General features: G+C 69.0%; 23 protein-coding genes and 1 riboswitch. Of the genes, 12 read left to right on the top strand and 11 right to left on the bottom strand.

All coding sequences use genetic code 11. From position 1 onward, the window contains the following. Positions 1–29 precede the first annotated feature (29 nt). The 7 genes from ettA to FM112_RS01845 all read left to right on the top strand — a co-directional run bounded on the left by ettA (position 30) and on the right by FM112_RS01845 (position 8,090). Positions 30–1,712 carry an energy-dependent translational throttle protein EttA gene (gene ettA / locus FM112_RS01875; RefSeq protein ID WP_087002669.1) on the top strand — a complete coding sequence of 561 codons (1,683 nt, stop codon included), beginning with the start codon at positions 30–32 and terminating at the stop codon, positions 1,710–1,712. Further along, entirely contained in the window at positions 1,712–2,254 is a 543-nt protein-coding gene (locus tag FM112_RS01870; RefSeq protein ID WP_087002667.1) for a thioesterase family protein, read from the top strand. Before ettA ends, FM112_RS01870 begins: the two co-directional genes overlap by 1 nt. Next, positions 2,255–3,007 carry a hypothetical protein gene (locus FM112_RS01865; RefSeq protein ID WP_087002665.1) on the top strand — a complete coding sequence of 251 codons (753 nt, stop codon included), beginning with the start codon at positions 2,255–2,257 and terminating at the stop codon, positions 3,005–3,007. A 92-nt stretch (positions 3,008–3,099) separates the two neighbouring features. Continuing rightward, the gene (gdhA, locus tag FM112_RS01860; protein WP_087002663.1) at positions 3,100–4,446 is read left to right on the top strand and encodes an NADP-specific glutamate dehydrogenase; all 1,347 of its coding nucleotides are present in this window, start codon (positions 3,100–3,102) and stop codon (positions 4,444–4,446) included. Between the two features lie 98 nt (positions 4,447–4,544). Beyond that, positions 4,545–4,646, top strand: a riboswitch (TPP riboswitch). A 50-nt stretch (positions 4,647–4,696) separates the two neighbouring features. Further along, the gene (locus FM112_RS01855; protein ID WP_087002661.1) at positions 4,697–5,737 is read left to right on the top strand and encodes a thiamine ABC transporter substrate binding subunit; all 1,041 of its coding nucleotides are present in this window, start codon (positions 4,697–4,699) and stop codon (positions 5,735–5,737) included. Between the two features lie 5 nt (positions 5,738–5,742). Continuing rightward, positions 5,743–7,431 (top strand): iron ABC transporter permease, encoded by a 1,689-nt coding sequence (locus FM112_RS01850; RefSeq protein ID WP_254910320.1) that lies wholly within the window; start codon positions 5,743–5,745, stop codon positions 7,429–7,431. Then, positions 7,425–8,090 carry an ABC transporter ATP-binding protein gene (locus tag FM112_RS01845; protein WP_087002660.1) on the top strand — a complete coding sequence of 222 codons (666 nt, stop codon included), beginning with the start codon at positions 7,425–7,427 and terminating at the stop codon, positions 8,088–8,090. Before FM112_RS01850 ends, FM112_RS01845 begins: the two co-directional genes overlap by 7 nt. A 501-nt stretch (positions 8,091–8,591) precedes the next feature. Here FM112_RS01845 and FM112_RS01840 read toward each other — a convergent pair. The 4 genes from FM112_RS01840 to FM112_RS01825 are packed head-to-tail and all read right to left on the bottom strand — an operon-like array spanning position 8,592 to position 12,454. Then, positions 8,592–9,803 (bottom strand): CynX/NimT family MFS transporter, encoded by a 1,212-nt coding sequence (locus FM112_RS01840; protein WP_087002658.1) that lies wholly within the window; start codon positions 9,801–9,803, stop codon positions 8,592–8,594. Then, a complete protein-coding gene (locus FM112_RS01835; RefSeq protein WP_087002656.1) occupies positions 9,803–11,017 on the bottom strand; it encodes a CynX/NimT family MFS transporter in 1,215 nt (404 codons plus the stop codon). The genes FM112_RS01840 and FM112_RS01835 overlap by 1 nt, the downstream gene beginning before the upstream one ends. A gap of 5 nt (positions 11,018–11,022) precedes the next feature. Beyond that, the gene (locus FM112_RS01830) at positions 11,023–11,433 is read right to left on the bottom strand and encodes a globin (protein WP_087002654.1); all 411 of its coding nucleotides are present in this window, start codon (positions 11,431–11,433) and stop codon (positions 11,023–11,025) included. Between the two features lie 34 nt (positions 11,434–11,467). Continuing rightward, positions 11,468–12,454: a mechanosensitive ion channel family protein gene (locus FM112_RS01825; protein WP_087002652.1), complete on the bottom strand. Its 987-nt coding sequence runs from the start codon at positions 12,452–12,454 to the stop codon at positions 11,468–11,470. A 180-nt stretch (positions 12,455–12,634) separates the two neighbouring features. Here FM112_RS01825 and FM112_RS17050 point away from each other — a divergent pair, with 180 nt between their 5' ends. Together FM112_RS17050 and FM112_RS01820 are read left to right on the top strand one after the other, a co-directional pair. After that, positions 12,635–12,808, top strand: coding sequence for a hypothetical protein (locus tag FM112_RS17050; RefSeq protein WP_176386626.1), 174 nt, complete (start codon positions 12,635–12,637; stop codon positions 12,806–12,808). Beyond that, the gene (locus FM112_RS01820; protein ID WP_087002650.1) at positions 12,808–13,983 is read left to right on the top strand and encodes a YeiH family protein; all 1,176 of its coding nucleotides are present in this window, start codon (positions 12,808–12,810) and stop codon (positions 13,981–13,983) included. The genes FM112_RS17050 and FM112_RS01820 overlap by 1 nt, the downstream gene beginning before the upstream one ends. A gap of 65 nt (positions 13,984–14,048) precedes the next feature. On the opposite strand, the gene FM112_RS01815 is transcribed toward FM112_RS01820, so the two are convergent. The 4 genes from FM112_RS01815 to FM112_RS01800 are packed head-to-tail and all read right to left on the bottom strand — an operon-like array spanning position 14,049 to position 18,245. Then, entirely contained in the window at positions 14,049–14,621 is a 573-nt protein-coding gene (locus FM112_RS01815) for a carboxymuconolactone decarboxylase family protein (protein ID WP_087002647.1), read from the bottom strand. A gap of 7 nt (positions 14,622–14,628) precedes the next feature. Continuing rightward, positions 14,629–15,465, bottom strand: coding sequence for an SDR family NAD(P)-dependent oxidoreductase (locus FM112_RS01810; protein ID WP_176386625.1), 837 nt, complete (start codon positions 15,463–15,465; stop codon positions 14,629–14,631). Further along, positions 15,458–16,873, bottom strand: coding sequence for an MmgE/PrpD family protein (locus FM112_RS01805; protein WP_176386624.1), 1,416 nt, complete (start codon positions 16,871–16,873; stop codon positions 15,458–15,460). The genes FM112_RS01810 and FM112_RS01805 overlap by 8 nt, the downstream gene beginning before the upstream one ends. Before the next feature lie 4 nt (positions 16,874–16,877). Next, positions 16,878–18,245, bottom strand: a complete 1,368-nt coding sequence (locus FM112_RS01800) for an MFS transporter (protein ID WP_087002643.1) — start codon at positions 18,243–18,245, stop codon at positions 16,878–16,880. 225 nt (positions 18,246–18,470) lie between these two features. Between FM112_RS01800 and FM112_RS01795 the strand changes: the two genes are divergently transcribed. The 3 genes from FM112_RS01795 to FM112_RS01785 are packed head-to-tail and all read left to right on the top strand — an operon-like array spanning position 18,471 to position 21,288. After that, a complete protein-coding gene (locus FM112_RS01795) occupies positions 18,471–18,896 on the top strand; it encodes a Zn-ribbon domain-containing OB-fold protein (protein WP_217874388.1) in 426 nt (141 codons plus the stop codon). After that, a complete protein-coding gene (locus FM112_RS01790) occupies positions 18,893–20,041 on the top strand; it encodes a thiolase family protein (protein ID WP_087002641.1) in 1,149 nt (382 codons plus the stop codon). Before FM112_RS01795 ends, FM112_RS01790 begins: the two co-directional genes overlap by 4 nt. Continuing rightward, on the top strand, positions 20,038–21,288 hold the full coding sequence (locus FM112_RS01785) for a CaiB/BaiF CoA-transferase family protein (RefSeq protein ID WP_087002639.1): 1,251 nt from the start codon (positions 20,038–20,040) through the stop codon (positions 21,286–21,288). The genes FM112_RS01790 and FM112_RS01785 overlap by 4 nt, the downstream gene beginning before the upstream one ends. Positions 21,289–21,347: 59 nt before the next feature. Here the strand turns inward: FM112_RS01785 and FM112_RS01780 are convergent, their stop codons facing one another. The 3 genes from FM112_RS01780 to FM112_RS01770 are packed head-to-tail and all read right to left on the bottom strand — an operon-like array spanning position 21,348 to position 23,721. Next, positions 21,348–22,238 carry an SDR family NAD(P)-dependent oxidoreductase gene (locus FM112_RS01780; protein WP_087002637.1) on the bottom strand — a complete coding sequence of 297 codons (891 nt, stop codon included), beginning with the start codon at positions 22,236–22,238 and terminating at the stop codon, positions 21,348–21,350. Further along, positions 22,192–22,920: a GntR family transcriptional regulator gene (locus tag FM112_RS01775; protein WP_176386623.1), complete on the bottom strand. Its 729-nt coding sequence runs from the start codon at positions 22,918–22,920 to the stop codon at positions 22,192–22,194. The genes FM112_RS01780 and FM112_RS01775 overlap by 47 nt, the downstream gene beginning before the upstream one ends. A gap of 54 nt (positions 22,921–22,974) precedes the next feature. Beyond that, entirely contained in the window at positions 22,975–23,721 is a 747-nt protein-coding gene (locus FM112_RS01770; RefSeq protein ID WP_140400535.1) for a cyclase family protein, read from the bottom strand. Positions 23,722–23,748 lie beyond the last annotated feature (27 nt).

Genomic DNA, 23,748 nt, shown 5'->3' with positions numbered 1-23,748 from the left:
CCGGACTGGGCTCTCGAAGACTGGAAACTATGGCTGAGTACATTTATCAGATGGTCCGCGCCCGCAAGAAGGTGGGCGACAAGCTCATCCTCGACGACGTCACGATGTCGTTCTACCCGGGCGCCAAGATCGGCATGGTCGGCCCGAACGGCGCCGGCAAGTCGACCATCCTCAAGATCATGGCGGGCCTGGACGAGCCCTCGAACGGCGACGCGACCCTGACCCCGGGCTTCACGGTCGGCATCCTGCTGCAGGAGCCGCCGCTGAACGAGGAGAAGACGGTCCGCGAGAACGTCGAGGAGGGCGTCGCCGAGATCAAGGGCAAGATCGACCGCTTCAACGAGATCTCGGCCGAGATGGCCGACCCCGACGCCGACTTCGACGCGCTCATGGAGGAGATGGGCACGCTGCAGACCGCGATCGACGCGGCCGATGCGTGGGACCTCGACTCCCAGCTCGAGCAGGCGATGGACGCGCTCCGCTGCCCGCCCGCCGACGAGCCCGTCACCAACCTCTCGGGCGGCGAGCGGCGCCGCGTGGCGCTGTGCAAGCTCCTGCTCGAGAAGCCCGACCTGCTGCTGCTCGATGAGCCCACCAACCACCTCGACGCCGAGAGCGTGCTCTGGCTCGAGCAGCACCTGCAGAAGTACCCCGGCGCGGTCATCGCCGTCACCCACGACCGGTACTTCCTCGACCACGTCGCGCAGTGGATCGCGGAGGTCGACCGCGGGCGGCTCTACCCGTACGAGGGCAACTACTCGACCTACCTCGAGAAGAAGCAGGAGCGCCTGCAGGTCCAGGGCAAGAAGGACGCCAAGCTCGCCAAGCGCCTCAAGGAGGAGCTCGAGTGGGTCCGCTCGAACACGAAGGGCCGACAGGCCAAGTCGAAGGCGCGCCTCGCCCGCTACGAGGAGATGGCCGCGGAGGCGGAGCGCACCCGCAAGCTCGACTTCGAGGAGATCCAGATCCCGCCGGGGCCGCGCCTCGGCAACGTCGTGATCGAGGCCGAGGACCTCAAGAAGGGCTTCGGCGACCGCGTGCTCTTCGGCGACCTGAGCTTCTCGCTGCCCCGCAACGGCATCGTCGGCATCATCGGCCCAAACGGCGTCGGCAAGTCCACGCTGTTCAAGACCATCGTCGGCCTCGAGTCCCTCGACGGCGGCGACCTCAAGATCGGCGAGACCGTGCAGATCTCGTACGTCGACCAGAACCGCGCCGGCATCGACCCCGAGAAGAACGTCTGGGAGGTCGTCTCCGACGGGCTCGACTACATCCAGGTCGGCAAGGTCGAGATCCCCTCGCGCGCCTACGTCTCCTCCTTCGGCTTCAAGGGCCCCGACCAGCAGAAGAAGTCGGGCGTGCTGTCGGGCGGCGAGCGCAACCGGCTCAACCTCGCGATGACGCTCAAGCAGGGCGGCAACCTGCTGCTGCTCGACGAGCCCACCAACGACCTCGACGTCGAGACCCTCTCGAGCCTCGAGAACGCGCTGCTCGAGTTCCCCGGCTGCGCCGTGGTCATCACCCACGACCGGTGGTTCCTCGACCGCGTCGCGACCCACATCCTCGCCTACGAGGGCACCGAGGAGAACCCCTCGAACTGGTACTGGTACGAGGGCAACTTCGAGGGCTACGAGGCGAACAAGATCGAGCGCCTGGGCGCCGAGGCCGCGAAGCCCTCGCGCGTCACCTACCGGAAGCTCACGCGCGACTGATGCAGCCGGGCCGGGTATCGGGGAGCCGCGACGGGGAGCGGCGGTACCACGTGGGCGTCCAGGTGCGCTGGCGCGATCTGGACGCCTACAACCACGTGAACAACGCGACGCTGCTGACGCTGCTCGAGGAGTCCCGCACGATCGCGTTCTGGCGCGTGCACCCCGACGACCCGAGCCCTGAGCGGCCGCTCGCGGTGGTCGACGCCCAGGCGGAGTCGGCCACCCACACCCTCATCCAGCGGCAGGAGGTGGAGTACCGGGCTCCCATCCCGTACGGCCACGAGCCGTTGGACGTGCAGATCTGGCTCAGCGACCTCTCCGCGGCCTCGGTCGAGGTCTCCTACGAGGTGTGGAGCCCCGTCGGCGCTCCCGAGCGGCAGCTCCACGCCCTCGCCCGCAGCACCCTCGTGTTCATCGACACGGCGACCGGCCGCCCCCGCAGGGTGAACGCCGTCGAGCGCGAGGCCTGGCTGCCCTTCGCCGGCGAGCCCTCGCCCATGCGCGTCGACCGGCCGCGCCGCCGCAGCACCGGGGCCGGGTAGATGCCCGCCATCCTCTACCTCGAGGACCGGCAGGTGCGCGAGGACCTCGCGACCTATCTCGGCCGGGCCGGGCGCATCGAGGACGGCGGGCTCCGGCTGCAGTCGGTGCCCGCCGGCGTCGCCCTGTGGGTGCCGGTGCTGCGACCCGCGGGCATCCTCACCGACTCGCCCCTCGTGATGGGCGTGCGCGGCATCGCCGCCCGGGTCGAATCCACCGAGGCCGACGACTTCGACGGCGACGCGATCGACATGGTCGTGCCGCTGCGCGGCATGCTCGACCGGCTCGCGCGCACCCCCGCGGACGACGCCGAGGCGCTGAGCCTGCTGCTGCCCTCGGAGCGGCCGCACGAGTCCTGGGCGGGGGTGCGGCCGCCGCTCGCCGGCTGGCGCTCCACCGGGCTGCTCTCCTCGAGCGCGCTCGCGGCCGTGGCCGAGGACGGGATCGCCGAGGTCGGGGAGCGCACGAGCGGCGGCCTCGGGCAGCTGCTCGCCGAGCAGGTCCGCACCGCCGCATGGACGCGGCCGCTGCCCGAGCGCGCGCGCATCCGCAAGGCGCGGCGCCGCGACGACACGGGCGAGCCGCGAGGATCCGAGACGGTCCCCGACCAGCCGCTCCCGCCCGCCGGGGCGGCCTTCGCGGCGCACGCGCTCGGCTTCCTCAACTCGCCCGCGCCGGCGCGGCTCTCCGAGGCCCCGGGCTGGTGGCGCCTCGGCTTCGAGGCGGGAAATGTCGTGATCCGACGCCGCGATTGAGATTTGTGGTGACGAGTTCCCATGATGCGGACTAGACTCCTAATTCGTGGCTGTTTCGAACGGCCGAGAAAGGAATTCGCCCTGTGACGTCAATGCACTCGACTATTGAGAACCTCAAGCGCGAAGTATTCGCCCGCAACGCGGGCGAGCCCGAGTTCCACCAGGCCGTGGCAGAGGTCCTGGATTCGCTGGGACCGGTGCTCGAGCGCCACCCCGAGTATCTGGAGCAGGACATCGTGCAGCGCCTGTGCGAGCCCGAGCGCCAGATCATCTTCCGAGTGCCCTGGGTCGACAGCAACGGCAAGATCAACATCAACCGCGGCTTCCGCGTCGAGTACAACTCGGCGCTCGGCCCCTACAAGGGCGGCCTGCGCTTCCACCCGTCGGTGAACCTCAGCATCGTCAAGTTCCTCGGGTTCGAGCAGATCTTCAAGAACGCCCTCACCGGGCTGCCGATCGGCGGCGGCAAGGGCGGCTCCGACTTCGACCCGCGCGGCCGCTCCGACCGCGACATCATGGCGTTCTGCCAGTCCTTCATGGTGGAGCTCTCGCGCCACATCGGCGAGTACACCGACGTCCCCGCCGGCGACATCGGCGTCGGCGGCCGCGAGATCGGCTACCTCTTCGGCCAGTACAAGCGCATCCAGAACCGGTTCGAGGCCGGCGTGCTCACGGGCAAGGGCCTCTCCTGGGGCGGTTCGCTCGTGCGCCCGGAGGCCACGGGCTACGGCACGATCTTCTTCGCGCGCGAGATGTTCCGCACCCGCAACGAGAGCTTCGAGGGCAAGACCGTCTCGGTCTCCGGCTCGGGCAACGTCGCGATCTACGCGATCGAGAAGGCCCAGCAGCTCGGCGCGAAGGTGGTCACCGCATCCGACTCCTCCGGCGTCGTGCACGACCCCGACGGCATCGACCTCGAACTGCTCAAGCAGGTCAAGCTCACCGAGCGCGCCCGCATCCGCGAGTACGCCGACCGCCGCAGCAGCCGCGTCGAGTTCCACGAGACGCTGAGCGACCTGTGGCGCGTGCCGGTGGACGTCGCGCTGCCCTGCGCCACCGAGAACGAGCTCGACGAGGCCTCGGCCCGCGCGCTCATCGAGAACGGCGTGCAGGTGGTCGCGGAGGGCGCGAACATGCCCTGCACCGCCGACGCCGCGACGCTGCTGCGCGAGAGCGATTCGGTGCTCTTCGGGCCGGCGAAGGCCGTGAACGCCGGCGGCGTCGCCACCAGCGCCCTCGAGATGCAGCAGAACGCCTCGCGCGACTCGTGGTCCTTCGAGTACACGGAGACGCGGCTCGACGAGATCATGGTCTCGGTGCACGACGTGTGCCGCAAGACCGCGGCCGACTACGGCAGCGAGGGCGACTACGTCCTCGGCGCCAACATCGCCGGCTTCACCAAGGTGGTCGAGGCGATGATCGCCCAGGGCGTCGTCTAGGCCTCCGCCCGAGCGCTCCCCGGACCGTGCGCGCACGGTCCGGGGAGCGCCGCGTTTTCCGGGGTTTCGCGGCGCGGGCCCCGAGTGGGTAGAGTGGGGTCCGACGACAGGGGAGCGCCTCCGGGCGCTGAGAGTGCGAATGCGCAGACCCTCGAACCTGCCCGGTTAGCACCGGCGAAGGAAGTCGGGATCTCTCCTCGTGACGCGAACGGCGCGGCACGGGCCCATCCGTACGGATGGAGGAACAGCGATGCGTCGAATCACCATGGCCGCCACGATCACCGCGGCGGCGCTCGTCATGACCGGCTGCTCGGCCGTCGACCAGCTCTCGGGCGGGGCGTCGACCGGCGAGGGCGGCACCGTCACGATCCTCACGCACGACTCGTTCGTGATCACGGACGAGCAGATCGCGGCGTTCGAGGAGCAGAGCGGCTACACGCTGCAGACCACGGCCCCCGGCGACGCCGGTGTCGTGGTGAACCAGCTCGTGCTCGCCGCCGACGCCCCGACGGTGGACGGCGTCTACGGCATCGAGAACTACTCCACGCAGACGCTCGTGGACGCGGGCGTGCTCGCGCCCTACGTCTCGGAGCAGCTCCCGGAATCGGCGCAGCCGCTCATGGTCGACGACCTGCTCACGCCCGTGGATCAGGGCCAGGTGTGCGTGAACATCGACCATGCATGGTTCGAGGAGAACGGCGTCCCCGAGCCGACCACGCTCGAGGACCTCGCGAGTCCCGAGTACGCCCCGCTGTTCGTGACCACGAACCCGGCGATGTCCTCGCCCGGGCTCGCGTTCCTCGTCGCCACCATCGCCGAGCAGGGCGGCGACTGGGAGGACTTCTGGCAGCGCATGCTCGAGAACGGCGCCAAGGTCGCCTCCGGATGGTCGGACGCCTACTTCGTCGACTTCTCCGGAGCCGAGGGCGAGGGCGACTACCCGCTCGTGCTGAGCTACTCCTCCTCGCCGGCCGAGGCGGGCGGGGCGACCGGCGTGCTCGAGGCGTCCTGCACCCCGCAGGTCGAGTACGCGGGCGTGGTCGAGGGCGCCGCGAACCCCGAGGGCGCGCAGGCCTTCATCGACTTCCTCCTCGCGGAGGACTTCCAGACCGGCCTGCCGGAGAACATGTACATGTACCCCGTGGACGACTCGATCGCGCTGCCCGAGACGTGGTCGGAGCACGCGAGCCTCGTCGAGAGCCCGATCGAGCCCGACCTCGCCGAGGTCGCCGAGCACCGCGAGGCGTGGCTCAAGGACTGGACCTCGCTCTACGAGAACGTCGGCGGCTGACACCGGTGACCAGGGCGGGACTCGAGCCGGGCGGCCGGCTGCGGCGGATCCCCGCGCGTATCGCGTGGACCGTCGCGATCGCCGTGCCGCTCGCCTTCCTCGCCGTCTTCTTCGCCTGGCCGGTCGGCGCGATCCTCCTCCGGGGCATCGTGGCCGACGGGCGGGTCGACCTCGGCGCCTTCGGCGACGTGCTGGGCGCGGGGCGGACCTACCGCATCCTCGCGCAGACGCTGTGGATGGCGTTCGCGGGCACGCTCGGCTCCGTGCTGCTCGGCATCCCCGGCGCCTACATCCTGTACCGCTGCCGCTTCCCGGGCCGCGCGGTGCTGCGCGGACTCGCCACCGTGCCGTTCGTGCTGCCGACCGTGGTGGTCGGCATGGCGTTCCGCGCGCTGCTCTCCGAGCGGGGTCCGCTCGGCTTCCTCGGCCTCGACGGGACGACCACGGCCGTCGTGCTCGCGATGATCTTCTTCAACTTCTCCGTCGTCGTACGCCAGGTCGGCACGCTGTGGGCCACGCTCGACCCGCGCACCGCGGAGGCGGCGAGGACGCTCGGCGCCTCCCCCTTCCGTGCCTTCCGCACCGTCACGCTGCCGCGACTGGGGCCGGCGATCGCCTCCGCGGGCAGCCTCGTGTTCCTCTACTGCTCGACCGCCTTCGGCATCGTCCTCACGCTCGGCAGCCCCGGCTACGGCACGCTCGAGACCGAGATCTACCTGCAGACGAGGGTGCACCTGGACCTGCCGGTCGCGGCGGTGCTGTCGATCCTGCAGTTCCTCATCGTCCTCGCCGCCGTGATCGTGTCGAACCGGGTGCGGCTCGGCACCGAGACGTCGCTGCGCCTGCGCGAGACGAAGGACGCGCCGCTCGGCCGCGCCGACGCGTGGCCGGCGGCGATCACCTTCGCGACCATCGGGATCCTCATCCTCTCGCCGCTCGCCGCGCTCGTGGTCCGCTCGTTCCAGCGCGGCGGGGAGTGGAGCCTCGGCAACTACGCGCTGCTGGCGACGAGCGGATCCGGCTTCGCGGGCGGGGCCACCGTGCTGCAGGCGCTCGAGCACTCGTTGCGCATCGCGCTCGACGCCGCCGTGATCGCGCTCGTCATCGGCATCCCTCTCGCGCTCGTGCTCTCGCGCCGGTCGCGGAGCCCGGGGGTGCTGCGCACGCAGCGCGTCATCGACGGCGCGGTGATGCTGCCGCTCGGCGTCTCCGCCGTCACCGTGGGGTTCGGCTTCATCGTGTCCCTGCAGGCGTGGTCGCCCCAGCTGGCCCACTCGGGGCTGCTGGTTCCGCTCGCCCAGGCGGTCGTGGCGCTGCCGCTGGTGGTCCGGTCGCTCGTGCCCGTGCTGCGCGCGATCGACCCGCGGCTGCGCGAGGCGGCCATGACGCTCGGCGCCTCGCCGGGGCGGGTGCTGCGCACGGTGGACGGCCCGTTCCTGGTGCGCGGGCTCGGGCTCGCGGCGGGATTCGCGTTCGCGGTCTCGCTCGGGGAATTCGGGGCGACGAGCTTCCTCGCGTCGCCGAACTACGTGACGCTGCCCGTGCTCATCGTCCGGCTGCTGGGACGCCCGGGGGCCGACAACTACGGGATGGCGCTCGCGGGAGCGGTCATCCTCGCCGTCGTGACCGCGACGGTCATGATCGTCTGCGAACGGCTCCGGCCGCGCGGCGTGAGGGAGGGACAGGGATGGTAGAGAACGACGCGCCGGCGCTCGAGCTGCGCGGGGTGCAGATCTCGTATCCGGACGGCTTCGTCGCGGTCGACGGGGCGGACCTCGAGCTCGCGTCGGGGGAGATCCTCGCGCTGCTCGGCCCCTCCGGCTCCGGCAAGTCCACGCTCCTGCGCGGTATCGCCGGGCTCGAACGCGTGACTGCGGGCGAGATCCGCATGAGGGGGCGCGCGATCGACGCGGTGCCGGTGCACCGGCGCAACATCGGCATGGTGTTCCAGGACGGCCAGCTCTTCCCGCACCGCAGCGTGGGCCGCAACATCGCCTACGGGCTCGAGGGGGAGGGGCGGAGCCGGCAGGAGATCCGCGACCGGGTCGAGGCGATGCTCGCGCTCGTGGGACTCGAGGGCTTCGGCGGGCGGTCGGTGCAGACGCTCTCGGGCGGCCAGGCGCAGCGGGTGGCGCTCGCGCGATCGCTCGCGAGGGAGCCCGAGCTGCTGCTGCTCGACGAGCCGCTCTCGGCGCTCGACCGGGCGCTGCGGGAACGGCTGGCGGACGAGTTGCGGCGCATCCTCGCCGAGACGGGCACGAGCGCGGTGCACGTGACCCATGACGAGTCCGAGGCGGAGCGCATCGCGGACCGGACGATGGTCATCCGCGAGGGGCGGCTTTCTGCACGGTAGCGAATACTGTCGCCTGATAGCGTCGTCTGGGCGAGGACAGGAGTACCGGTGAGCAAATGGTTCGCGAAGCGAGCTGTCGGTTGGACTGAGCGATGAGGGCCTTGCGAAGCATCCTCATCGTGGAGGACCTGGCTCGCGACGGGCGTGATCGGCTTGCATACGCCGGAACTGATGAGACGTTGGCATATCGGGTCCTAGATCAGGGGCGCGATACAGATCCCGACCATGACCGGGCGTTCTACGAGGTGCCGGTGCAGCCCGCTTCGGATTCGTGCGATGACGCCATGGTGCATCTGCTCGTGCAGGACGAAACAGGAGGAGTAGATCATGTGCTCTCCGCATTCGCATCGTCGGACGATGCGCAGCGTGAGCTTCACAAGCGAGCAGCAGCGTGGTCCCCGAATTCGTTGAGGGTGATTGAGATACCCGTTCGAGCACGTATATAGATGCAGGCCCGGCCGACTGCCGATAGGGGCACTATGGCGGTCCCGCTCCGTCCCGTCAGCCGGACAGGCGGGGCGCCTCGGGCTCGTAGTCGTTCGGCCGGTTCAGCAGCAGCGCCGCGGGCAGCGCGATGAGCGAGACGACGATGAGCAGCACGAGCGGAGCGTCCCACGAGCCGGTGAGGCTCCGGACGATCGAGATCGAGAGCGGCCCCAGCGCGGCGATGACGTAGGCCCATCCCTGCGCGAAGCCGCTCAGCTTCGCCGCGCCCGGCACGGTGGCGGCGCGGACGCCGATGAGGGTGAGGGACATCGGGAAGAGCAGCTGGCCGAGCCCGGTGGCGGCCACACCCCATCCGACGAGCGATGCCGGCAGCGTCAGGATGAGCGTGAATCCGCCCGCCCAGAACGCCACGCCGAGCACCGCGACGGAGCGGATATGGCGTCCGCGGGTGACGACGGCGGGGGCGATGAGGGCGGCGGGGATGCCGAGGATGGCGTAGAAGCTGAGCTGCAGGTTGGCGGCGATGGGGTCGAGCCCCTTGAACTCGACGAGCAGCTGCGGCAGCCACGCGAAGACCGTGAAGGAGCCGAACGAGCAGATGCCGAAGAGCACGACGATGGTCCACGCGGTCTTCGAGCGGATGGGATCCGCCTTGGCGCGGCGGACCGGGCCGCCCGCGGCCGCGGTCCGGCGATCCGATGCCCAGAGCGCGACCCACGGGACGAGTGCGGCCACCGCGAGGCCGCCCCAGAACGCGAGGGAGACGCGCCAGCCGTGCCCCTCGGCGAGCTGCGCGGCGATGAGCGGCGGCAGGAAGGCCGAGACCGCGATGACGATGACGTAGAAGGAGGAGAGCGGGCCGATATGGTTCGGGAAGCGGGCCTTCACGATCGCGGGCATGACGACGTTGCCGAGGCCCATGCCGAGCAGGGCGACGGCGGTGCCCAACCCGATGAGCAGCGCGCTGCCCGCCAGCGAGCGCAGCAGGAAGCCGGCGATGATGATCGCGAGGCTCGTCACGACGGTCGCCTCCAGGGAGCATCGCCGGGTGAGCAGCGGCGCGACCAGCCCCGCCGCGGCGAAGACGAGCGGCGAGAGCATGCCGATGATGCCGAGGGCGATGGGGCTCAGGGGGATCTCCTCGCCCACGATGTGGGCGATGGGGGAGAAGCTGGAGACGGCGGTGCGGAGGTTGAGGGCGAGGAGGGTGATGCCGAGGAGCCCCAGTGCGACGAGCAACCACGCGGGCCTGCGCGGCGATCCCATCAGGCCTTCCGCTCGGCGGGGGCGGTGACGCCGGCCTCGTAGTCGTTCGGCCGGTCCACGAGCAGTGCGGCGGGCAGGGCGGCCAGCGTCACGACGACGAGGAAGACGAGGGCGGGCGTCCAGGAGCCGGTGAGGCTCTGCAGGATCGAGACGATGAGCGGCCCGGTGGCGGCGATCATGTACGCCCACCCCTGCACGAAGCTGCTCAGCCGCGCCGCCCCCGCCACGGTCGCGGCGCGGACGCCGATGAGGGTGAGGGACATCGGGAAGAGCAGCTGGCCGAGCCCGGTCATCGCGACGCCCCAGGTCACTGCGGAGGCCGGGCCGAGCAGGATCACGAGGAAGCCGCCGGCCCAGAGCAGCACGCCCGCGATCGCCGCGGGCCGGATGAAGCGCCCGTTGGTGACGATCGCCGGGGCGATGAGGGCGGCGGGGACGCCGAGGATGGCGTAGAGGCTGAGCTGGAGGTTCGCGGCGATGGGGTCGAGCCCCTTGAACTCGACGAGCAGCTGCGGCAGCCACGCGAAGAGCGCGTAGGAGCCGAGCGAGCACACGCCGAACAGCGCCACGATCGTCCAGGCCGTCCGGGACCGGGCGGGGCTCGGCGCGGCGGCCTTGGACCTCGACCCGATCGCGCTCGAATTCCGGTCCGTGGCCCACAGGATGATCCAGGGGATCACGGAGCACGCGGCCACGGCGCCCCAGAACGCGAGGGAGATGCGCCAGCCCTGGCCCTCGGCGAGCTGCGCCGCGAACAGCGGGGGCAGGAACGCCGACACCGCGATGACGATCACGTAGAAGGAGGAGAGCGGGCCGATGTGCTTCGGGAAGCGGGCCTTGACGATGGCGGGCATGAGCACGTTGCCGATGCCCATGCCCAGCAGGGCGATCACGGTGCCGAGGCCGATCGTCCAGGCGCTCGTCGCGAGCGAGCGCAGGGCGAATCCGGCGACCATGACGGCGAGGCTCGCGACGACGATCGCCTCGAGCGAGAGCCGGCGGCTCAGCACGGGGGTGATGATTCCGGCGAGGGCGAAGACGAGCGGCGGCAGCATGCCGATGACGCCGAGGGCGATGGGGCTCAGGGGGATCTCCTCGCCGACGATGTGGGCGATGGGGGAGAAGCTGGAGACGGCGGTGCGTAGGTTGAGGGCGAGGAGGGTGATGCCGAGCAGTCCGAGCGCGACGAACACCCGCGTGGGCCGACGGGTCACGGGGCCTACTTCGCTTCCGGGGTCGGCTCGAAGGTGTTCACCATCGCGGTCGCCGCGCGGTCGAAGTACTCGAGCATCTGGGCGCGGACTATCGGCGGGAAGTCCATGGACTCCACCGCCGCGGTCATATGGGTGAGCCAGCGTCGCCGGGCATCCGGATTGACGTGGAAGGGCATGTGCCGCATCCGCAGCCGGGGGTGCCCGCGCTCGGCGGAGTAGATCGGGGGCCCGCCCCAGTACTGCGCCAGGAATCGGCTGAGCCGCCAGATGGCGCCCTCGAGGTCCTCCTGGGGGTACATCGGCCACAGCACCTCGTCGGCCTGGACGTCGTCGTAGAAGCGGCGGGTCAGCTCCTCGAAGGCGTCCATCCCGCCGACTTCGTCGTAGACCGTGGCGAGCGCGGGCGAATCGTTCATCACTCCACCCTAAGCCGTGCCGGCGGCCGCGGGACTACTCGGCGGGCGGGAGGGTGCCCTCGTCCGACTGCTGCTGCATCTGCTGGCGGTCCTGCACGCCCTTGCCGGGTCGGACGGCGCTGCCGTTCGGGCCGTCGAAGATGATCGTGTTCATGGCCGGCAGCGTGATGCCCTCGCGCTTCAGGGCGGCCTGGATGCGCGAGCGGAGCTCGCGCTGCACGCCCCAGCGGTCGCCGGGCGAGGTCTTGGCCACGAGCCGGATGATGACGGCCTCGGCGGAGAGCGTCTCGAGGCCCCACACCTGCGGCTCCTCGAGGAGCTTGAGCATCCACTCGGGATCCTTCGTGAGCTCCTGCGCCGCGGTGAGCATCGTCCGCTCGGCGCGTTCGCGATCCTCGTCGAAGGGGACCGCGAGGTCGATCACCGCGCGGTTCCAGCCCTGCGAGTTGTTCCCCACGCGCTGGATCTCGCCGTTGCGGACGTACCAGAGCTGCCCGTAGACGTCGCGGACCTCGGTGACGCGCACGCCGACCGCCTCCACCACGCCGCTCGCGTACTCGAGGTCGACCTCGTCGCCCACGCCGATCTGGTCCTCGACCACCATGAGGAGCCCGTTGAGCACATCGCCGACGATCTTCTGCGCGCCGAAGCCGAGGCCGGCGCCGAGCGCCGCAGACAGCAGGGCGAGGGAGGAGAGGAACGTGGGGCTGATGATGCCGATGCACCACATGGCGGCGATCACGACGATCACCACGCCGAGGATGCTCGAGAGCACCTGGCCGATCGTGCGGGCCCGCTGCACGGTGCGCACCGACGCCAGGGGCGAGCCGAGCTGCAGCGATTGGGTGTCGTCGACGCCGCGCTTGCGCTTGACGCCGTCGACGATGCCGTTCACGAAGCGGCGGATGACCCACCGCATGAGCCGGTTCGCGAGCCAGGCGCCGATGATGATCAGCGCGATCTGGATGAGAGGGAGGAAGGGGCCGAGCGCCTCAAAGATCTGATCGAAGAATTCCTGCATAGGCGGAAGAGTCTAGGACGGGATGTTTGGGGGCGGCTGGTCGCGTCGATTCCCGTTCCCAGCCGTTCACCTTCTCCAGCTACAATTACTGATTGTTGCGTCACCGGTTTTGCCTGTGGCTTGCGAGCGGGCACACTGGAGGCGCAACCGCCCCCAGCGTCGACAGCATCGAGGAGCCCCATGGCCAACACCGACCGGCAGGACTACGTCGATATCCCGCCCACCGAAGTCGAAGCGCCCGATTCCCACGGCAAGTTCTCGCTGAACGAGGACTGGTGGGCGACCATCGTCGGCACCGCGCTCGTGCTGCTGTGCCTCGGCGGCATCATCCCGAACATCGGGGGGTGGTTCTGATGCCCGCGCAGACGAAGCAGGCCGAGGCGGGCGGCGTCGAGGCGCCGGCGGAGGCGCCGCGCTCGGCGCTCGGCACCGTCGCGGGGCTCGCGATCACGGTGCTGCTGGCGATCGTCGTCAGCGTGCTGACGAGCCGCGTGCCCGACTGGACGGCCGACACCTGGTTCGGGCCGATCGCCAAGTCCGTCGAATTCCCCGTGTACGCGATCGCGCTCGGGTTCGCCTTCAACGGCATCCTCTCCGCGCTCGGCGTGCGCGACCGCCTCTCGGGAGGATTCCGCACCGAGTTCTTCATCAAGATCGGCCTGGTGCTCCTCGGCGCCACGGTGAACATCAGTGTGATCCTGGAGATGGGGCTGCCCGCCATCATCCAGGCGCTGCTGCTCATCACCACGGTCTTCCTCTTCACCTGGTGGTTCGCCGGCATCATCGGGCTCGCCCCGCACCTGCGGGCGCTGCTCGCCTCCGCGCTCTCGATCTGCGGCGTCTCGGCCGCGGTCGCCGCGGCCGGCGCGGTGCATGCCAAGAAGGAACAGCTCGCGTACGTCGCGGGCCTCGTGATCGTGTTCGCGCTGCCGGCCATCTTCCTGCTGCCCTGGCTGGCCCAGGTGCTCGGCCTCTCGCCCGTGGTCACGGGCGCGTGGATCGGCGGCAACATCGACACCACCGCGGCGGTGACCGCCGCCGGCGCGGTCGCGGGCGAGGAGGTGCTCGAGTACGCGTCGATCGTCAAGATGATCCAGAACGCGCTCATCGGCTTCGTCGCGGTGGCGCTCTCGATCTACTTCACGCTCAAGGTGGACCGGCCCGCGAACGTCGACGTCAAGTCGGTCGCCCGCTCGGGCTGGGGCCAGGTGTGGGAGCGCTTCCCCAAGTTCGTGATCGGCTTCGTGCTCGCCTCGATCATCGTGTCGGTGCTCGCCTCGCTGTTCCCCGAGGCGAACGCGGACGGCGGCTGGCTCGCCGCGGGCGTGGACGCGGCCAAGTCGCTGCAGACGCTCTTCTTCACGCTCGCCTTCGTCTCGATCGGCCTCGAGTTCCGCTTCGGCGCGCTCAAGGAGGCGGGGTGGAAGCCCGTGCTCGTGTTCTTCGCCGGCACGATCGTCAATCTCCTCGCGGGCCTGCTCTTCGCGCAGGCGCTGTTCGGCTGGATCTTCGGCGACAGCTTCGCCTAGCCGCGCGCGCCGAACGGCCCGCCGAGCTCGAGGCTCGGCGGGCCGTTTCGCGTCGTGCTTCGCGGCTACCGCCCCGACCTGTCGTCTTCGGCGGGGCGCGCAGGGCGGGGCAGCAACGCCCGGTATTCGGGTTCGACCTCCACCCGCAGCACCCGGATCATCGTGGCCACGTAGAGGTAGAACCCGGCGATGGCCGCGACCTCCGTGACGAGCTCCGTGCCCAGCAGCGATTCCGCATCGCGCCATGCCGGGTCGCGGACCTCGCGCTCCTCGACAAGTTCTCGGGTCAGGCGGAATGCGGCGAGCTCCGCGGGGGTGAAGTAGTCGTTCCCACCGCCTTCGAGCACTGCGACGAGCTCGCGGACATCGGCGTCCTCGACGCCGAACCGATGGCCGAGCGCCACGTGGTGCGAATACTCGTAATCGCTCTCGGTGAGCAGCCCGACCTCGATGATCACGAGCTGTCGCAATCGAGGGTCGAGACGGGATCGCCAGCGGATCCACTCGGCGTACTCGTGGTGGGCGTGGAGCGCTCCGGGAGCGTTGCCGAGCGCGCGGAGAATCGAGATCGGACGGGAGAGGCAGTAGCGGAACTCCTCCGGGAGGTCCTCCGCGTCGACGAGGGGGACTCGGGCCATGTCGGGTTCACACCCCGTCCCAGCTGCGCGAGGCCTTGCGGCGATCGAAGTAGGTCTCCACGGGATACCAGCCCAGCAGCGCTCCGCCGTCGACGTCCAGCGCGGTGCCCGCGATCATATCCACGAGGTCCGAGGCGTACATGAGGATGATTCTCGCCTGGTCCTCCGGAGTCGAGATGCGGCCGGAAGGCACTGTCGCCCGGCGGGCTTCGATCACTTCGGCATCGGACATCGACTGCAGCATCTCGGTCATCACGGGGCCGGGGCATACCGCGTTGACGCGGACTCCGACCGGCGCGACCTCGTAGGCGAGATGCTTCGTGAGCCCCAACAGGCCGTACTTGCTCGCCGTATATGCCGCCGACGCGTTGTAGCTGAGCCGTTTGGAGGCGACGGAGGACACGTTGACGATGCGCCCGTAACGATTCGGCAGGAAGTAGCGCATCGCTTCGCGACAGGTGAGGAAGATGCCGTTGAGGTTCACGTCGATGACGCGCCGCCACTCCTCGAAGCTCGTCTCCTCCACGATCTTCGTGGAGGTGATCCCCGCGCAGTTGACGAGGATGTCGATGCCGCCGAATCGGTCGTTCGACTCCGCCATGAGTCCCCGGACGTCTTCCTCGTCGGCGACGTCCACGGTGCGGACGAGGAGTCGATCGGCGTAGGCGCTGAGGGAATCCACCTGCCGCTCCACTTCCGCGCGGTTCGCGTCCGCGATGGTCACGGATGCCCCTGCGTCCAGCAGCATCCGGGCTACCGCGAGCCCGATCCCCGAGGCGCCGCCCGTGACGACGGCTCGTCTGCCGTCGAAGTCGAATGTCACGCCGTGTGCGATTTCAAGCATGTTCTTCCTCTCGTCGTGGTGTCGTAGCGGGGCGGTCCTGCCTCGCATGCCGTAGGAACTCGTCATTGAGCCGGCGCAGCGGAGACGCATCGCCACCGGCGGCGAGGAACTCCGCGGTCCGTCGTAGGGGGCCGGCGAGCGATCTCGGAGCCCCTGCGAAGTCGAGGCAGGAACGGATCTTCGCGTCGAGCTGCGCATCGCTGACGGGGTTCTGCGCGCTGCCGGGCGCATCGACGACCGTGATCGTGCGCGTCCCTGCCGCGCCGCCGACGGTGAGCCGGGCGAAGCGTTCGGCGCCGACGCCATCGGCTTCGGCAGCGGATGCGGCGTGCACGGAGGTCCGCTCCATGATGTCGAGAACGCGACGATCGTCGAGCGCGCCCTCGGTGAAGTCCTCCAGGTCGAGACGACCCCTGACCAGGGCCAGGGCGACGACGAAGCTCGGACTGAACTGCGCCTGCTGCGAGCTCGTCGGCGGCGAGAGCCGAAGCGGCTCCAGAGCACGTCGGTTGAGGAGCAGATCGATGCGATCGATCGAATCCGGCCTGATCTCGTCGCGGAGTCGCATCGCCGCGTGCGCGGTTCGCTGCAACTCGTAGCAGCATGGGAACAGCTTGATGTTGATGCCGGGGGAGACGACGGCAGGCACGGGCTCCTGGAGGGCGGCGCTCGCCGCCTCCGCCGAACCGTGCTCGCCGAACAGCTCGAGAAAGCCGGATGGTCCGTCGAGCGCTGCTGGATTGGCGGTCATCCCGGATTGGGCGAGGTCGACGGCGTCGATCGCACGAGCGGCGGCGAAACCGGCGTGCAGCGCCTTGGTATCGCTGCCGAAATTCGCCCGAAGGCCGGAGGCGCTCGAGGCGGCGATGCCGAGCGCATTGACGAGGACGGGCGGATCGACGCCCCGCAGCTTCGCCAGGGCCGCGGTGGCGGCGAGGGTGCCGAGGGTGCCGGTCGAATGCCAGCCGCGCGAATAGTGCCCCGCCAGGCCGACTCCGGCGGCGATCGCCCTCGCCGCCTCGAACCCGGCGGAGTAGGCGGAGGCCAACTGACGCGGCAGCCCGGTAGCGGCATCATCGATCCCCGTGAAGAGGACAGGCAGCATGACGCTGCTGAGGTGCCCTCGGATGGCCTCTGTCATGTCGTCGAAATCGAGAGCGTGCGCGAGTGCGGCATTGCGGAAGGCGGCTTCGCGAGCCGGAGCGCTCACGGCCGCGCCGAGCACCGGATGCGCTCCTTCGGCGTTCCGTGCGCCGAAGTCGCGGAGCCTTGCCGCGATCGGCGTTCTGCAGGCAGCGAAGGACACCGCCAGCGTGTCGGCGATCGCCTGGATGATCGGTGCGCGAGGCGGCTCCCGGTCTTCATCGGCGAGGACGCGTCGGGCTATGCGTGCTGCCAGCGAGGGCATGCGCTCACCTCGCATCCGTCTCGGCGGGCGCCGGCTTCTCGTCCGGTGCCGATTCCGTGTCGTAATCGATGTGGAGCGAGCGCTTCGAGGTCTCCGGCAGGAAGATGACCATGACGATGCCGATGATCACCGCCAGAGCGATGAGGTAATACGCCGGGGCGAAGGGGTTCCCGGTCGCCGCGACCAGGGCCGCGGCGACGAGCGGTCCCGTTCCGGCCACCGGCCCGACGCCCAGGTTGTAGCCGATCGCGCCGGCCGTCGCACGGATCTTGGGAGGGAAGAACTCGACGATCGTCACGGAGCTCATCGTGTTGATCATCGCCTGCGAGACCGCATAGATGGCGAGACCGAGCAGCGCGATTCCGAAGACGCCGGTATTGAGCATGAAGAACACCGGCAGGACGAGCACGGCGTGGCCGAAGGCGCCGAGGACGTAGGTGACCTTGCGTCCGAACCGGTCGGAGAAATAGCCCGCGAAGAAGCAGAGCACTGCGTAGATCGCGAGGCTCAGGAGGCTGAGTAGGACTGCCTGCGGTCGGGGGAATCCCACGGTGGTGCTGAGGTAGTTGTTGAAGTAGGTCGCGAAGTAGTAGAAACCGGTGCCGGTGATCGCGGAGAATGCGAACGCGATGAGGATGTTCCTGATCCCGCGCTTGCCGATGTGCTTGAAGGGGTTGGCCGGGGCTTTCTCGGTCTCCTGCATCGCCTTGAAGACGGGGGTGTCTTCGAGCTTGAGGCGCATGTAGAGCCCGATCAGGGTCAGCGGCACCGCGGCGAGGAATGGGAGTCGCCAGCCCCAGGACATCATGTCGGCTTCTGAGAGGTTGATCGAGAGCAGGTAGACGGTTCCCGAGCCGCCGATCATTCCGAGTGCGGCGGTGATCGAGATGAGGCTCGACCAGCGGCCCCGCTTGTTCGAAGGGGAGTACTCGACGAGGAAGGTCGATGCGCCGGTCCATTCGCCGCCGACCGACATGCCCTGGATGCTCCGGATCACGACGAGCAGGATGGGTGCCCAGATGCCGATCTGCGCGTATCCCGGGAGCAGCCCGATGCACGCGGTCGCCACGCCCATGACGATGATCGCGATGGCGAGCGCGGTCCGTCGCCCGACCCGGTCGCCGATGAAGCCGAAGATGGCTCCGCCGAACGGCCTGAAGAAGAACGCGATGCCGAATACGGCGAGTGACGAGAGCAGTTCGGTGGTCGGATCGTTGCTGGGGAAGAACACCGCGCCGATGATCGAGGCCACGAAGCCGTACACCGCGAAATCGAACCACTCCATGAAGTTGCCGATGAGTGTGGCGAACACCACGTTGCGCCGTGCGGCTCCCGAGACCTGGGGAACGGTCTCCGTCGTAGGGGAAGTCATTTACAAGGTTCCTTTCGTATCTCCACGCTGAGACAGAAGGCGTCAGTCGACGCTTGTGTCGACACTAAGTGCTTGACACGGCATTCTCAAGCGGTAATCATCATATTGAACAGAAATAGTGTCGACACAATTCGTTCTCATGGGTTGGGAGCGACCGAACTCGACAGGGGGACGGTGCTGCCCTGACGGTCGAGCGTCTCCGTTCCCATCCGAGGAAGGAACACCATGGAATTCTCAGCAGTGCTCGAACCGATCGAGGACCTCGGGACGGAAGCCGGGGTACGGCTCCTCGTCGATGACGCATTCGCCGGTGGGCGATGTCGCGATTGCGGGGACCTGAGCGTGCCGCGCGCGCACATCTGCCGTCGATGCCGTTCGGTCGAAGTCGAGGCCGCGCGGATCGGCGGACGCGGGTTGCTCTACTCGTATACCCGAGTCCATGTCGCGCCGAAGTGCGCAGCGCCGTATTGCCTCGGATACGTCGACCTCGTATCGGGGGTCAGGGTGCTCGGCCGCCTCGAGATGTCCGAGTCGTCGCTCGCCTGCGATATCCCCGTTCGCGCGGCTCGGACGGGGGCCGGGGAAGAGGAGTGGGCGTTCGTCGAGGCCGAGGATGTGCGTGGGGACGAGCGAAACGAGGGAATCGCATGACCGGGGCATTCGTCGTCGGCGGCGCCATGATCCGTATGGGCAAGCACCGGGAGTCGTCATATGCGGGTCTTGCGGCGCCCGCCGTGCTCGGCGCGCTCGAAGACGCCGGAATCGAGGCCTCCCGGCTCGACGCCGTCTACTGCGGGCACGCCTTCGGCGGCATGCTGACGGGGCAGCGCATTCTCAGTGCTCTCGGCATCGGCGGAATCCCCGTGGTCAACGTGGACAACGCCTGCTCGGGCGGCGCGACGGCGGTGAGTCTCGCCGTTCGGGCCGTGCGTAACGGCGAGGCCGAGGTCGCGCTCGCCATCGGTGTCGACAAGCTCACGCAGTTCGGCGGTGGAGCGCTGCCGCTCGTGGCCGAGGACATCGAGGTGAGGCAGGGCATCGTGATGCCCGCCGTCTACGCGATGCGGGCGCGCCGTTTCCTCCATGAGCGCGGGGCGGAAGTCGAGGACCTCGCCATGGTCAGCGTGAAATCGCGCAGGCATGGAGCGCTCAATCCGTATGCGCAGTACCGGAGCGAGGTCACCGTCGAGGAAGTGCTCGCATCGCGTCCTATCGCGGAGCCGCTCACGCTGATGCAGTGCTGCCCGACCGGTGACGGCGCGGCGGCCGTCGTGGTGATGAGCGACTCGGCGAGGGCGCGGCTCGGCTTGCGCGGGATGCGGGTGGCCGCCACGGTCATCCACTCGGGCCAGCACCGTTCCGGATATCGCGACATGCTGAGCCCGGAGATCTCCGCGCATTCGGCGGACGACGCCTACGAAGAGGCCGGGATATCGCCGGAGGACCTCGATGTGGTCGAACTCCACGACGCCTTCTCGATCGCCGAGCTCATCTACTACGAGGCGCTCGGCCTGTGCGCAGAGGGCGAATCGACTCGGATGCTTCGCTCGGGGGAGTCCTCGCTCGGGGGCAAGGTCGTCGTCAACCCCTCGGGCGGCCTGCTGTCCAAGGGGCACCCGGTCGGCGCGAGCGGCGTGGCCCAGGTGGTGGAGGTGCTGTGGCAGCTTCAGGGAAGGGCGGGGGCGCGCCAGGTCGAGGACGCGCGCGTGGCGCTCTCGCACGTCACCGGCGGGGGCATCGCCGGGCTCGACCACGGGGCTTGCGCCGTGCACGTCTTCGAGCGGGCGGACGCATGAGTCGGCAGGAGTCGTTCGGCGGGCCGCTGCTCGACGGAATCCGAGTGATCGACCTCACGACCTTCCTGTCGGGGCCGTTCGCCACGCAGATGCTCGCCGATATGGGTGCGGACGTGATCAAGGTCGAAGCTCCGGGCGGCGATTCGAGCCGCGCCATCCCGCCGCATTTCGTCGGCGAGGACAGCGCGTACTTCCTGACGAACAATCGTGGCAAGCGGTCGGCGGCCATCGACATGAAGCAGGAGGAAGGCGTCCGCGCCGTCATCGCGCTCATCCGTTCCGCGGACATCGTCATCGAGAACTTCCGTCCCGGCGTCGCGCAACGCCTCGGCCTGCATTCCGACCGTTTGCGCGAGGAGGTGCCGGGGTTGATCTGGGTGTCGATCAGCGGCTTCGGGCAGAGCGGCCCTTGGCGGGAGAAGCCCGCCTACGACATGATCGTGCAGGCGCTCTCGGGAGTGATGAGCCTGACCGGTGAGGCCGGCCGGCCTGCGATGCGACTGGGGATACCGGCGGGCGATCTGGTGGCCGGCATGTACGCCGCTCACGGCGCGCTCGGCGCGCTGGTGCGCCGCGGACGGACCGGCGAGGGGGCGCTGATCGACGTATCGATGCTGGACGGTCAGCTGACGATGCTCTCCTATCAGGCCGTGTACGCGATGCTGAGCGGTTCGACGCCCTCCCCGCAGGGAGCCAGGCACGATTCGATCCCCACGTACCGGTCCTTTCGAGGCGGCGACGGTCGCGAGTTCGTGGTCACGGCCAATACGGAGCGCATGTGGGTCGAGCTGTGCGACGCGGTCGGCCGCTCCGATCTGCCCCGGGATGCGAGGTTCGCTTCGGCCTCGAATCGGCTGACGCATCGCGAGGCGCTCTGGAAGGAGCTCGAACCGGCCATGCTCGAACGCAGCGCCGCGGATTGGGTGGCGCTGCTCGAGGAGCGGAGGGTTCCCGCGGCGCTCATCAAGACCGTGCCGGAAGCGCTCGAGGACGCGAAGCGGCACGGCCGGGGAATGGTCGTGGAGCTCGACGCGGGTGACGGGCGATGTGTCGAGGTGGTGGGCAACCCGGTGAAGGTGATCGGTGCGGAGCAGGATTCGGCGGGTCACGGGCCTCGACCGCCTCGGTATCCTCCCGCTCTGGGCGCCGACGGGAGGGAAGTGCTCGCAGACATCGGATACTCGCCGGAGGCGATCGACGATCTCGAGCAGCGCGGCGTACTCGTGTACGGGCAGCGCGCGGGGTAGGCAGGATGGGGAAGATGGAGCGGCCCCGGACGAGATCGTCCGGGGCCGCTCCATGTTGTTCAGCGGGTCGGGGGCGAGCTCAGCGGCAGCAGTGCGGTGAGTCCGCCGTCGACGGGGAGGAGGGTTCCCGAGATCCAGGAGGACATGGGCGAGGCGAGGAAGAGCGCGGCGTAGGCCGGATCCCAGCCCGTCCCCTCGGTGCCGAGGGCGGAGACCGAGTTGCGGGCAGCTCTCATCTCGGGGCTGAGCCCGCGCGCCTCGATGCGCGGGGTGAGCACCTGGCCGGGAGCGATGCAGTTCACCCGGATGCCGTGCTCGCCGTACTGCCCCGCCATGGTCCTGGTGAGATTGACGATGGCGCCCTTGCTCGTCGGGTAGAAGAGGCTCGGATATCCGCCTCCCATCCCCGCGATGGAGCCGATGTTCACGATCGAGCCGTCGCCGCCCGATTTCATCAGCGGGACGAAGCGCCTCGCCGAGATCACCATGGAGGTGAGGTTGATGCGCAGCCCCCGGTCCCAGGCGTCGAGGTCCAGCGTTTCGGCCTCGCCGGCCGGACCGACGATCCCGACGTTGTTCACGAGGATGTCGACCCGCGCGAATGCATCCGCGACCGCGGTCGCCGCCGCGGCGACGCTTCCGTCTTCCGCCATGTCGGCCTGCACGCTGATCGCGTCTCCGCCGATCGCATTGATCGCCGCTTGCGTTTCCCGGGCGGCATCGAGGTCCACGTCGAGCAGCGCCACGCGGGCGCCGGCCGCCGCGAGCAGCATGGCGATTGCCCGGCCGATGCCGATGCCGTGCCCGACGGAGCCCGCGCCGGTCACCACCGCGGTGCGGCCGGAGAGGTCCAGCGCACGGGACGGGTGGATCGGGACCTCCGACGGAGGGGTGGAGGGGGTATTAAGCCGTTGAGGAGTCGGCTCTCCGGGGTGGGTTGGGGTGTTCATTGTCTTCGTCCTGTCTCGGCTCCGGCGCCTCGGACTCGGGCGGGGACAACGCGGCGAGGGCGTTGAGCACATTGGATTTCGCGATCGCTGAGGCGAGCGTCGAATCCCGTTCCCGGTACGCGCGGAGCAGAAGCTTGTGGTCTTCGTAGGATCGGTCGACGCGCCCGGGCTTCGACATCGAGTCGTGCCGTAGGCGCAGTACCTGCAGACCGAGCGCGTCGAGCGCCCGTTTCACCGCGGCATCGCCGGCGAACGTCGACGACAGCTCGTGGAACAGCACGTTCTGCCAGAAGTACCGATCCACCTCGCCGTCGCGGACGGCGACGTCCATCTGCGCGAGGATGGTCTCGAGTTCGGCCAGCTGCGTCTCGTCGATGACCTGCGAGAGCTGTTCGGAGAGCACTCCGTTGAGCAGCGCTCTGAGGCGGTAGATGTCGTGGATCTGCTTCGGGTCGAGGTCTGCGACGCGCGGGCGCCGTCGGGGGAGGATCTCGACGAGTCCGCCCTTCTCCAGGATGATCAGCGCCTCCCGGACGGGGGTTCGGCTCGTCTCGAAATGACTGGAGAGTGTGAGGGAGTTCAGGTCGCTGCCGGGAGGGAGTCTGCCCTCGATGACGGCCCTGGCGATGTCGTGTGCGATACGCTCGGCGAGCGACCGCGATTCGGGGTCGATGCCGAGCAATCGGCTCAGCAGCACTTCGGGACTGGCCTGGTCCATCGACGACAACCTCGTCTCCTAATCGGTGATTCGTGCCAAGGGTACGACAAACCCCCCTTCCGCTCCCGCCACGCGAACCGGTACCGCGCTGATGTCGACGCGATGTCCGGCCACTCGCTCGAGGTTCGTCCCCAGGTTCTCGATGATCAGGGTGTCGTTGCCGAGCAGGATCTGATGCACGGGCCAATCGAAGCCCTCGGGGCGGAAATTCCCGGGCAGATCCGGGGTGAACACGTCGATGCCGATGAGTCGAACGCCGCGGTCGACGAGCCATCGGGCCGCGTCTTCGGTGAGATGCGGGTGCCCGGTGGCGTGGATGTCGACACTGCCGACCTTTTCCGCGTAGCCGGTCCAGATGAAGACGATGTCGCCGTCCCGGATGCCCGGCGACGCCTGCTCGAGGTCCGCGGCGTCGATGGGGATGACGCCCTCGCGGCGCAGGTCGAGGACGACTCCCGGACCGATGAAGTGATCGGTCTCGTACTCCTCGATCGTCTTGCCACCGGGGATGAAATGCGCTGCCGCATCCATGTGGGTACCCATGTGGATCGCCGTGCTGATGTGCGAGATGCGGAGTTCGATGTGCTCGGGCACTTCGGGGCGGTCGACCCACCATTCGAATTCCCCGTGGGCTTTGGCCCCCGGAATGCCCGGGTACATCACCTGGGACAAGTCGACCCATGTCGACGCCGTCATAGAAAGCTCCCTTCGTTGCGAGCGAGTAAGTGTCGACAATACTAGGCGATAATGGGGGTGAAGTGTCAAGTAGTCTCGAAATTATGCGATTCGTGT

This window comes from Gulosibacter sp. 10 (assembly GCF_900163695.1).
GTDB lineage: Bacteria > Actinomycetota > Actinomycetes > Actinomycetales > Microbacteriaceae > Gulosibacter.
This window is presented reverse-complemented; position numbering and strand designations above follow the sequence as displayed.